At 60.5% G+C, this 11,307-nt stretch carries 9 protein-coding genes and 1 pseudogene; 5 read left to right on the top strand and 5 right to left on the bottom strand.

Annotated elements, in window-relative coordinates; genetic code table 11:
- The first annotated feature begins 190 nt into the window (after nucleotides 1-190).
- Entirely contained in the window at nucleotides 191-949 is a 759-nt protein-coding gene (locus tag LDH74_RS24400) for an ABC transporter ATP-binding protein (protein WP_226043255.1), read from the top strand.
- Nucleotides 946-1,662 (top strand): ABC transporter ATP-binding protein, encoded by a 717-nt coding sequence (locus LDH74_RS24395; RefSeq protein WP_226043254.1) that lies wholly within the window; start codon nucleotides 946-948, stop codon nucleotides 1,660-1,662. The genes LDH74_RS24400 and LDH74_RS24395 overlap by 4 nt, the downstream gene beginning before the upstream one ends.
- 124 nt (nucleotides 1,663-1,786) lie before the next feature.
- Here the strand turns inward: LDH74_RS24395 and LDH74_RS24390 are convergent, their stop codons facing one another.
- Genes LDH74_RS24390 through LDH74_RS24380 form a run of 3 tightly spaced genes read right to left on the bottom strand, consistent with a single transcriptional unit; the run spans nucleotide 1,787 to nucleotide 4,910 of the window.
- A complete protein-coding gene (locus LDH74_RS24390; protein ID WP_226043253.1) occupies nucleotides 1,787-2,800 on the bottom strand; it encodes a branched-chain amino acid ABC transporter permease in 1,014 nt (337 codons plus the stop codon).
- Nucleotides 2,797-3,699 (bottom strand): branched-chain amino acid ABC transporter permease, encoded by a 903-nt coding sequence (locus LDH74_RS24385; protein WP_226043252.1) that lies wholly within the window; start codon nucleotides 3,697-3,699, stop codon nucleotides 2,797-2,799. Before LDH74_RS24385 ends, LDH74_RS24390 begins: the two co-directional genes overlap by 4 nt.
- A 44-nt stretch (nucleotides 3,700-3,743) precedes the next feature.
- Nucleotides 3,744-4,910, bottom strand: coding sequence for an ABC transporter substrate-binding protein (locus LDH74_RS24380; protein ID WP_226043251.1), 1,167 nt, complete (start codon nucleotides 4,908-4,910; stop codon nucleotides 3,744-3,746).
- 328 nt (nucleotides 4,911-5,238) lie between these two features.
- Between LDH74_RS24380 and LDH74_RS24375 the strand changes: the two are divergent.
- Nucleotides 5,239-5,924: pseudogene (locus tag LDH74_RS24375) on the top strand (aldo/keto reductase).
- 36 nt (nucleotides 5,925-5,960) lie between these two features.
- On the opposite strand, the gene LDH74_RS24370 reads toward LDH74_RS24375, so the two are convergent.
- A complete protein-coding gene (locus tag LDH74_RS24370) occupies nucleotides 5,961-7,496 on the bottom strand; it encodes an AMP-binding protein (protein WP_226043250.1) in 1,536 nt (511 codons plus the stop codon).
- A gap of 49 nt (nucleotides 7,497-7,545) precedes the next feature.
- A complete protein-coding gene (locus tag LDH74_RS24365) occupies nucleotides 7,546-8,019 on the bottom strand; it encodes a VOC family protein (protein WP_226043249.1) in 474 nt (157 codons plus the stop codon).
- Nucleotides 8,020-8,286: 267 nt separating this feature from the next.
- Between LDH74_RS24365 and LDH74_RS24360 the strand changes: the two genes are divergently transcribed.
- Complete coding sequence (locus LDH74_RS24360) at nucleotides 8,287-9,993, top strand: 2-oxo acid dehydrogenase subunit E2 (protein WP_226043248.1); 1,707 nt, start codon at nucleotides 8,287-8,289, stop codon at nucleotides 9,991-9,993.
- A 69-nt stretch (nucleotides 9,994-10,062) separates the two neighbouring features.
- Complete coding sequence (locus LDH74_RS24355; protein ID WP_226043247.1) at nucleotides 10,063-11,226, top strand: acyl-CoA dehydrogenase family protein; 1,164 nt, start codon at nucleotides 10,063-10,065, stop codon at nucleotides 11,224-11,226.
- Nucleotides 11,227-11,307 lie beyond the last annotated feature (81 nt).

The raw sequence follows: 11,307 nt of genomic DNA, 5'->3' as shown, positions 1-11,307 counted from the left end.
AGGCGTCCGACGGACAAGACGATCGACACGTCGCCGAAAGCATCACCCTCGGCGGTCCGATGCACCGACCACGGGAGAGGTGATCGTGAAAAGGGCCAATGTTTCGGCTTGCACTCGGGCCCGTGTTCCGGGACGGGAACAACACGCCTGCCGAACCTAGCGGAACTACTAATATACGGGGAGTATCAGTATGAGCACACCGATGGCTCAAGGAGATGCAGTTTTACAAGTGGAGGGCCTCACGAAGAAGTTCAATGGGCTCACCGCCGTCGACGACGTGAGCGTCGAGTTCCTCGACGAGGAACTCCACGCGATTATCGGACCGAACGGCGCGGGCAAGACAACCTTTTTCAACCTCCTCACCGGTGCACTGACGCCGACAAGTGGCCGCATCCATTTCAATGGCGAGGACATCACCGATGTGGGACCCAGTGGCATCGCACGCCGCGGGATCATCCGGTCCTATCAGGTGACGAAGCTGTTCGAGGGGCTGACCGTCCTCGAGAACGTCTCGATTGCGGTTCAGTCGGACTCGATGTCCTACAACTTCTGGCAGTCAACCGATCCGGCGATCGGCAACCGCGCGTACGAGATACTCGAACGCGTCGGGCTCGTCGACAAGGCCGACAGCCTCGCATCGGACCTGAGTCACGGTGAGCAGCGGACCCTCGAGATCGCCGTCGCGCTAGGGACGGAGCCAAAGATGCTCCTGCTCGACGAACCGACAAGCGGAATGAGTCCCGAGGAAACGACGGAAGTGATCGAGCTCATCCACGAGTTGCAAGATGACTTCCCGATCGTCCTCATCGAACACAAGATGAACGTTGTCAACGAAGTGGCCGACAAGATAATGGTACTGTACAACGGGAAAAAGATCGCCGACGATGCGCCGTTAGTGGTGCAGGAAAATGAGGAAGTGCGGCGCGTCTACCTGGAGGGTACGACATGAGTATCCTCGAAATCGACGACATTAACACGTATTACGGACAGAGCCACATCCTCCACGACCTTTCGATGACTGTCGAGGAGGGGTCACTCTGTACGCTCATCGGGCGGAACGGCGCCGGCAAGACGACAACACTCCGATCGATCATTGGCAGCCAGAACCCCAAGTCGGGGACGATCACGTTTAATGGAACCGACATCACGAACAACGAACCACACGAGACATCGCAACTCGGCATCTCGCTCATCCCGGAACACCGTCGTGTATTCCCGGAACTGACCGTCGAGGAGAACCTCCGGCTGGGTCATATGGGCCAGGAGATTGCGAACACCCGAGTTTCAGAACTGACCGACCAGGTGTTCGAGTACTTCCCGCGCTTGGAAGAACGTTTGAACCAACAGGCCGGGCAGATGAGCGGCGGTGAACAGCAGATGCTGGCCATCGCTCGCGGCCTGCTATCGGACCCGGACCTGCTGCTCATCGACGAGCCGACCGAGGGCCTGATGCCGACGCTGGTTGAGAAGCTGCGCGACATCTTCGCACGTATCAACGACGAGGGCATTACGATCCTCCTAGTCGAGCAAAACGCCGAGCTCGCCTTCGACATCAGCGACTACGCCTACGTCATCGACGAGGGCGAGAACAAGATTGACGGACCAAGCGAGACGCTCAAAGAAGACGCCGAGATCAAGGACCGCTACCTCGCGCTCGGATGAGTGCCCGCTCGAAAAGCCGACGTTAATTTTGCTGTCTTTCGCTCTCAGATCGAACAGTGGCATCGCTAGCCGGTAGATTCGCGACAACTGAACCGAAATCGGTCGAAAGAAACGGACGGCCCGCTTAGGGACGGAGTCGCTCGAGCAGGCGTCTGAGGTTTAACACCTTCTCGTCGTCTAGCACGGCCTTGCGGAGCAGGCCGATCAGCCCTTCCGGGGCCAGTAATACAATGCCGATAATGACGGCCCCGAAGAAGATTTCCCAGTGCTCTGTGATGCTAGTCAGCGTGTTCGAAAAGAAAATGAACACGATGGCACCGACGAGCGGTCCTGTGAGCGTTCCGACGCCACCGATGATGGCCATCAGTACGACCTCTCCAGAGAGTTGCCAGAACAGAATCGAGGGGGAGATAAACACGAACAGCACGGCGTAGAGTGCGCCTGCCAGCGCCGAAAACGCCCCAGACATAGCAAAGGCGAGCCACAGGTACGAGTTCACGTCGTAACCGAGGTGGAGCGCCCGATCCTCGCTCTCGCGGATCGCCTTTAGAACGCGGCCAAACGGAGAGTTGACGATTCGGGCGATCACCACGAACGACAGCAGGAACAACGCACAGGCCAACGCGTAGAAGTGGAGATCATTATTCATGGGCATCAGTGGGCCAAGTGGTGCCTCGGTGGCCGGGATGGCGATCCCGTTCGACCCGCCGGTCAGCTCGTTCATCTGGAAGACGATGGCGTAGACGAGCTGTGCCAGCGCCAGCGTAATCATCGCGAAGTAGATGCCCCGGCGTCGGAGACTCAGGTAGCCGAAGACGACGCTCAGGAGCGTCACCGCGACGACAGTAATGGGGATCGCAAGGTAGAGGTTCGAAACGAGGTGCTCTAGGCTCAGGATGACGCCGTAGGCACCCAGTCCGAAGTAAGCCGCGTGGCCGAAAGAAAGCTCGCCGCCGAACCCGAGGATGATGTTGTATCCCATGGCAAAGATAGCCATGACGATGATGTGAGACGCTATGAACGGCCCCATTAGATTCGGTAACACGGCCAGCAGCGCCAAGACGCCCAAGTAGGAGAGGTTGCGCTCCCCGACCTGGTCGTAGACGGACTGGACGCGAGCGGCGATGGCTTCAATCATTCGACAACACCCTCCTGTCCGAACAGCCCTCGTGGACGTACCAGTAACACCAGCGCCATGAACACGAAGACGATCGCTTGTGACGCCTCCGAGTAGAACACGCCAGTCATGACCTGGAGTTCACCGATGAGGATCCCCGCAACGACGCTGCCCCGGAAACTCCCGAGCCCACCGATAACGACGACGACGAACGCGGGTATCAGTAACTCGATGCCGAGCGTCGGGAATGCGCCTCTCACTGGTCCGATGAGCGCACCGGCTGTCCCGGCGAGCGCGACGCCGATACCGAACACCAACATGTAGAGGCGTGACACGTCGATGCCGAGCATGTCGACCATCTCACGGTCCTGCGTTCCGGCCCGGATGAGCAGCCCCAAGTCCGTCCGGTTGAGGAACAGGTAGACGGCGACGATGAGCACGGCGGCCGCGACGATGACGAAAACCCGGTAGATCGGGTACGTGAATAGTATAAGGTCGATGGAACTACTTCCCCACGACGGTGTGGCGAAATTCTTCCCGGTCCGACCCCAGATGAGGATCACCGACCCGCGCACGAGTTCGGCGATACCGAACGTCAGCAGCAGCTGTAACAGTGCACCGTGCCGACCGTACGTGTATCTGAGCAACGTCCGCTCCAAAATCATTCCGAGTGCAAGGGTCGCGACTAGCGCTGCACCGATGCCGAGCAGGAAGCTCCCGCTCGCGTCCATCACCGTCCAGGATACGTACGTCCCGACGAGCAGCAGATCCCCATGTGCGAAGTTGATCACGCCGAGGAGTCCGAAAATGATGGTCAGTCCCAGCGAGATGAGGACGAGAATCATTCCTAGTACGAGCCCGTTAAACAACTGAGCCGCGTAGTAATCGATCTGGAGCGGCACGAACAGCGTATCCGCCATTCCCGGGATTGCGTTAAGAAGTATAGATGAGGCCATGGGTGGAGTTAGAACGAGCAGCCCGTCTGGTCGCAGGTCCGCATCTGCGTCTCCTCGGGGTTCTGCGGAACGTTGATGATCTCGAAGAAGTTCTGCCCGTCGACCTCGGAGGGGTCCCGACCCTGCACCGTCATGGTCGAGATGGTCGCTCGGTGGTCACAGGCCCGGAACCGCTCGCCGACGCCCCACAGTTGAGGGAACAGCTCGCGGTCTTCCATCTCGTCCCTGATGTCCGCGGTTTCCGTGCCACCGGCAGCGTCGATCGCCTTGAGCGTTGTGCGAACGCCCGTATACATGCTCGCGGAGAATCCAAGCGGTCGTTCGCCGTACTCGCTCTGGAACGACTCGGCAAACGTCTGTGCGGCCTCCGCTTCGTGTTGCCAGTACCACGGTGCGCTCGCGTAGAAGTTGTCTTTGCTCAGGATGTTCGACCCGATTTGTTCGGCCTCGACGATACCCGTGGCCGGCCAGACACAGACAAAGTCCTCGAAGAGGCCGTATTCGTCGGCCTGACGGGCGCTTTGGACGTGGTTCGACGCGAACAGGTTGAAACTGATGATGTCGGCCCCAGAGTTGCGTGCGTCGGTGATTGCCTGCGAGTAGTCCGTCGCACCGAACTCGACGAAGCTGTTACCTATGTACTCGACATCGTCGTAGCTGGGCACGATCTCGGTTTCGTTCCACTCCTGAATGGACTGTCCCCAGGAGTAGTCAGCTGTGATCTCGTAGACGCTCTCTCCGAGCCCCTCGTCGAGGACATACTTGAGGCCACCGCTGGTCTGCTGAACCGCGCTGTTCCCGGCGTTAAACACGTTCGACCGGCAGTTGCTCCCGGTGATAGCGTTACTACCACCAACACACGTGTAAATAACGTCTTCGCGCTGGGCCAGTTCACCGATCGCCAGCGCGACGCTGCTAGAGAAGTTCCCCGCGAGGAAGTCCGCATTCTCCCTCCGGAGGAGTTCGCGGGCGACCTGGGTCGCCTCCTGCGTGTCGGTCTGGGTGTCGCGGAACGCGACTTCTACTTCGGTGCCATTTACGTCACCGTCCTCGTTCGCGTGCTTGACGGCCAGTTCAACGCCTTTTACCTGGTTTTTGCCGATATTTCCGTACGGACCGCTCTCTGGAATCGTCGCCCCGATCATGATACTATCCGAGTCACCGCTGTTAGTCATACACCCAGCCAGTGTGACCGCGGACCCTACTGAGGCGTATTTGAGATACTGACGCCTCGACGTACCTGCGTTAATGGCATCCATTGGCATACGTAAGCGAGTTGCTCGAGAGGTAACTTATGTATTTCGGAAATATTAAGATCGATTACATCATTTGCCCGTCATATTATCAGCGTGGGACCGGCGGGGCTCCTGTGCTAGCAGCCCCACAAAGGCATTTGCAGCTGTGTTTCGAGGTGAAACCATGGAGTACACGACATTCGATCCGACAGGAACGACAGTCAGCCGCTTGTGTCTGGATTGTCTGAGCTTCGGTTCCACTGACTGACTGGAGTGGTCCTTCGAAGACGAGTCGGCGACCGAGATAATTTGGGAGAAAGCAGATTAGGAACCAACCTCTTCGACACCGCAAATATGTACTCGACTGGTGAATCCAAATCCATCGCTGGGACGAGAACACGCTCATCGAGGAGACGGTACGTATACTCAACGACGCCATCCGGCGGGGGAAGATCCGCTACGTCAGCACAAGTTCGATGTGGGGCTACCAGTTCGGGACCGCCTTACGTACGAACGACGTGCGACGGACTCAGCTGCTTCGTCTTGGTTCAACTGCACTACAATCTCGGTTACCGCGAACAGGAGCGGGAGGTACTGCCTCTGTGCGAACGGGGAAACGTGGTCGTGATGCCGTGGTCGTCATTGGCCCGCGGGTACCTGACGCGCCCCCACGAAGAATTCAAAGAGAGTGACCGTTCCGAAGTCGATCCCTGGATTCTCGACAACCCTTATCACGTCGGTGGCGGACGCGAGATCAACGAGCGAGTACAGCAACTCGTCGGCCGGCGAAGGGATCAGCATGGCACAGATTGTGCTCACCTGGCTGCTGCACAAGGACGTGGTGACGGCGCCGATCGTCGGCACGACGAGCGTCCAACATCTCCGGGAGACGGTTGAGGCGCGCCCGACATCTCGCTGTCCGGCAGCAACATAGCGTACCTCGAAGAACCGTAGGAACCGGTCTAACCCGCCCAGTGGTAACAGCGCGCCCTACTGGTCGGCGTGACGGTCGAGGACGGCTTGGCGCTCGATCTTCCCGGTACCGCTTTTCGGGAGCGAGTCGACGAACGTAACTTCCTTCGGGTGTTTGAACCGCGCGAGGCGGTTGCCGAGGAACTCGTCGAGCTCCGCATCCGGTATCGGCTCGCTGTCCGTTGTCGCGATCACGGCTTTGACGATCTCACCCCACTGGTCGTCGTCAACGCCGATGACCACGACCTCGTCGACCTGGTCGTGGGAGTACAGCGCTTCCTCAACCTCGGAGGGATAGACGTTCTCCCCGCCGGTGATGATCATGTTGTCCATGCGACCGTGGATGTGATAGAACCCGTCATTGTCGACCTCGGCGATGTCGCCGGTATGGAACCAGCCGTCCTTATCGAAAGCCTCGGCGGTCTTCTCAGGGAGTTCGAGGTAGCCGTCGGTGACGGTCGGACCTCGATGGAGGAGTTCCCCTGCCTCTCCCGGCGGGCACTCCTCGCCGTCCTCGTTGACGACCTTCGCATCGACGTGTGTGAATGTCTTCCCGTTGCACTTGGGCGGTTTGTCCATGGCGACCTCAGGCCGGAGGAACAGTGACCCGTCGGTTGTCTCTGTCAGGCCGTAGGCCGCGATACATGGAACGTCAATCTCCGCGAACGCTTCCTTGAGTTCGGTCGGCACCGGTTCGCCGCCGCCGACGACCAATTCTAGCGCGTCGAGGTCGTACTCCTGCCAGCCGTCGACACCGATCATCGAGTTGAGCATCGTCGGGACGGCGAAGGTCTTAGTCACGTCGTAGTCGGCCATGATCTCCCAAGTCTCGGCGGGTTCGAACTCTTGCTGGAGAATCACCGTCCCGCCCGCATGGAGCAGAGGGAGCGTGAAGATGTTGAGCCCACCGACGTGGAAGATCGGGGCCGAGGTCACGGTCACGTCAGCGCTGTCGAGTTCCGTGTCGACGACGTAGCTCACCGACGAGAAAAACAGGTTCTTATGGGAGATGGGCACGCCCTTCGGCCGCCCGGTTGAGCCACTAGTGTACAGCAGCACGGCCGGGTCCTCGAACGCGCCGGCCACCTCGACCTCGCTGGGATCGCGCTCGTAGAACGAGTTCCAGTCGTCGGCCGCCATCTGCTCGTCGCCATCGGACTCGCCGATGCGAACCGCCGGTACCTCGTCGAGGGGCAGTGCCGCAGCCGTATCCTCGAAGACACCCTCGTAGACGAACAGTCTGGGGTCGGCGTCGTCGTTCAGATACGTGAGTTCGGCAGGCGACAGCCGGTAGTTGAACGGGGCGAGGACGGCGCCGAGTTTGCAGGTCGCGAAGAACAGCTCGAAGAACTCCGCGGAGTTGCGGAAGAGCCCACTGATCCGGTCGCCCTTGCCGACGCCACGGGCTTCGAGTTCGGCCGCGATACTATTCGAGCGCCGTTCGAGTTCCGCATACGTGTATTCCTCGCGCGTGGTCTGTTCGACGATAGCCACGGCGTCTGGCCGATAGTACGACTTCTTTCGAACGATATAACCGAAATTCGCTTGGCGCATATCAGGAACCTGCGTGTGTCCAATGCTTAGTGGTTTTGAATGACTTTTGTCATTTTTGGTCGCGCAACGCCTCTAGGCGGTAGTTCGTCTCGTAGGCGTGGGGGAACTCGGCGAGGAACACGAAAATCCCGTCAAAGTCGCGGGGATGGTAGAGATACTCGGTGAACTCGCCGGCCGCAATCTCGCTGACGGGGTCAACGCCGTCGGCCGCCAAGTCTGTCCGTGCCGCGTCGAGATCGGCGACCTGGAGGGCCATCGCGTACAGTCCGGTGCCGTGTTCGTCGACGAACTTCGCCACCGCATCGTCGCTATCGGCCGAGTCAGACGAGACGATGTCGATACCGACTCCGCTGTCGTCGATGACGCTCTGGAGGTCGTGGCTGCCGGCAGAGGTCTTGGTCGTCAACGAAAGCAACTCGCCGAAACCGATGTCAAGCCGGTCCGAGAGCGTGCCGGATGTACGGTCGAGGTCGTCGGTAGCGATCACGATTCTATCAATGCCTACTACGTGCATAGCGTCCATGTCATGCGTGGGCGGGGTCTTGAAACTGAGTCTCCGAGGCGGGATCGAAAAGATAGCAATTCGACCGTGTCTCAGGCGATGCCGTACCGTTCGAGGAAATCAAGGCTGATGTCCGTGAGGCCCTCCATGATTCATATATTTCGATCTCCTGGTTGATTCGTGTCTAAGAGCCATTAAATATCAATCAAATTACTATATGACTTCCTCAGTACCGGTCGACGCCGACGCTACTGTTTTGGTTCTCCGGTTTGGATAGTGAGACGAGCAATGGTACAGGCAGTCCGGATGCCGATGATGGGTAACACGATGGAAACCGGTCTCCTCGTCGAGTGGCAAGTCGACGAAGGGAACGAAGTAACGGACGGGAGAGTCCTCGCAGAGGTCGAATCCGAGAAGGCGTCTGCGGACGTCCACGCCGATCAGAACGGGACGCTCGCACGGGTTGATGTCGACGCCGGGGAATCGGTGCCGCCGGGAACTGTCCTCGGCGTCGTGCTCGGCCCCGGCGAGAGCATAGAAGACGCACCCGCGCCCCGCAGTCGCGTCGACCACGACACGGACGACGGGGACGGGAGCGATACAACCGGCTCGGCAACGACACCCGAGGAGACAGGGGCTGACCAGTCCGCGGGCGAGAGTGACGATCTCGAACGGGCGGTACCGGGCGCGCGTAAATTGGCGGGGGAACACGATGTCGACCTCACAGCGATCGACGGCAACGGCCCCGAGGGCGCGATCCTCCGAAGCGACGTAGAGGCGGTCCTCAATGAGAAGGAGGTCGACGGTGATGCGGTCGCGACGGTCACTTCCGGACGCAATTTTTCGAGTCCGAGTACGCGGCGACTGGCTCGGGAACTCGGCGTCACTCTCGACGATGTCGAGGGACAGGGGATCGGTGGGCGTGTCACCGAGTCGGACGTTCGTGCCGCCGCCGGGCAGGCGGACCGGCCGGCGGCCACGGGGTCGACAGCGTCGAGCGGTACCACCGCGAACGCCGACCCGTCCAGCGTCACGATCACGGATGAAGAGCCCCTCTCGGGGATGCGCCGGACGATCGCCGACCGGATGTCCCGCTCCGCACAGCAGGCCCCCCACGTCACGCTCAACCGCGAGATCGACGTCGAACGGGCGTTCGAGACGGCCGAGGAACTGTCGGGCCAGCGGGACGCGAGTATCGGGTTCACCGACCTACTAGTCGGGGCGTCTGTCCGCGCACTCGTGGCGTATCCCGTGTTCAACGCCTGGTTCGAGGACAAAACGATCAGATACGTCGCCGAGCGTAACGTCGCGGTGGCCGTGGACACGGACAGGGGCCTGTTGACGCCAGTGATACGGTCGGCGGAAGAGCGGTCGTTAGCCGGAATCGCTACCGAGCGGCGACGGCTCACCGACACCGTCCTAGACGGGGAACACACGATGGACGACCTGCAGGGCGGAACCTTCACCATCACGAACCTCGGGATGTTCGGCGTAGATTCGTTCGATCCGATAATCAACCCGCCACAGGTCGCCATCCTAGGGGTTGGTCGGGTCCGCGAACACGGTGACGGGCGCACCTGTACACTCTCGCTGTCGTTTGATCACCGCGTGGTCGACGGCGCCGACGCCGCCCGGTTTTTGGACGCCCTCACCGAGGGCGTCGAGTCACCGTCGCTCGTCGTCGCGGACCGTTCGGGCAGTCGGGTGAGGACCGGTGACGAAGCGTCGGACGACCCTGCCACGGGGGAGCGCGACATCGCAACGGTCGTCATGCGCGACGTCGCGGCGCACGCGGACGAGATCGCCGCAAGCCACGACTGGCCGGTCCCCGACTTCGAGGTGGCCCTCGACGGCGGTCAGCCGTCGATCACGGTCGGTTCGCCCAACGGCTCGACGCCGGCAACAACGAAGCGACTCCTCTACGCTGCGTGCCGGGAGTCGGCGTACGCGGACACGATAACTGGCCTCAGGGACCCCGAAATCGTGGGGCTCTGAGGACGCTCGGCCGCGATGTGCAGGCACACTAACAAAAACACTAAGATACGTGACCGGAATATTATAATCATGGATTTCGCTCTCTCCCAGGAGCAGCAGATGATGCAACGGTTGACGAAAGATATCTGTTCGGACTACCCTCTCGATTACTGGCGCGAGAAAGACGAGGCCGAGGAGTTCCCACATGAAATCTGGGACGATCTGACGGAAGCAGGGTTCACGGGTCTGACCGTGCCCCAAGAGTACGGCGGCGAAGGGCTCGGTATGGAGGAGGTCGCCGCGGTCGGGTTGGCCCTCGGGCGGCACGGCGGCGGCGTCAGCGGTCCAAACCTGCTCACACTCGGACCGGTGTTCGGCGGTATTTCGCTCAACGAACACGCCAACGAGGAACAGAAAGAGCGGTGGCTCCCGGAAATCGCCGACGGGGCCATCGTGTCGCTCGGACTCACGGAACCGGACGCGGGCCTCGACACGGCCGGGATCAAGACGACCGCCGATAAAGACGGCGACGAGTACGTCCTCAACGGGACAAAGATCTGGACGACGGGCGCACACGTCTCCGACTACATCGTCACCCTCGCGCGGACATCCCCGATGGAAGACAACTCCCGCCACAGCGGCATCTCGCTTTTCGTCATCCCGTCGGACGCCGACGGTATCACCGTCAACAAGATCGACAAACTCAGCATGCGGTGTCTGGGCTCCTGCGAGGTCGTCTTCGACGATGTCCGCGTGTCCGAAGCGAATCTGCTGGGCGAAGAGGACAAGGGGTTCTACCACGTCCTCAGGACGCTCAATACCGAGCGGATCATCTGGGCGGCGATCCCGCTAGCGGCCGGCGAACTGGCGCTGGATATGGCGGTCGACTACGCGAAAGAACGTGAAGCGTTCGAGCGTCCGATCGGGAAGAACCAGGGCGTCCAGTTCCCGCTAGCCGAGTCGAAGATGGAACTGGAAACGGCGAAACTCATGATCTACAATGCCGCCTCGCTGTACGACAAGGGTGAGGACTGCTCGATGGAGGCCAACGCCGCGAAATTCATGGGTGCCCGCGCCGGGTTCAACGCCTGTGACCAGGCGATCCAGACCCACGGTGGGATGGGCTTCGCCGACGAGTACCACGTCGAACGTCTCTTCCGCGACGTTCGGCTGGCACGCGTCGCGCCGGTCAGCGACGAGTTAGTCAAGTCGTTCGTCAGCACGAATGTCCTCGATCTCCCACGGTCGTACTGAAGGATCGCCGGTCGGGCAGGGCCCAGACGGACCCGACAATAGGCTTCACCGATTGGACACCACGCGTTCCGGTTTCTTCGA

Origin of the sequence: Natrinema sp. DC36 (assembly GCF_020405225.1) — an archaeon.
Lineage (GTDB): Archaea > Halobacteriota > Halobacteria > Halobacteriales > Natrialbaceae > Natrinema.
The sequence above is the reverse complement of the archived record's forward strand: the minus strand, read 5'-3'. Positions and strand labels throughout refer to the sequence as shown.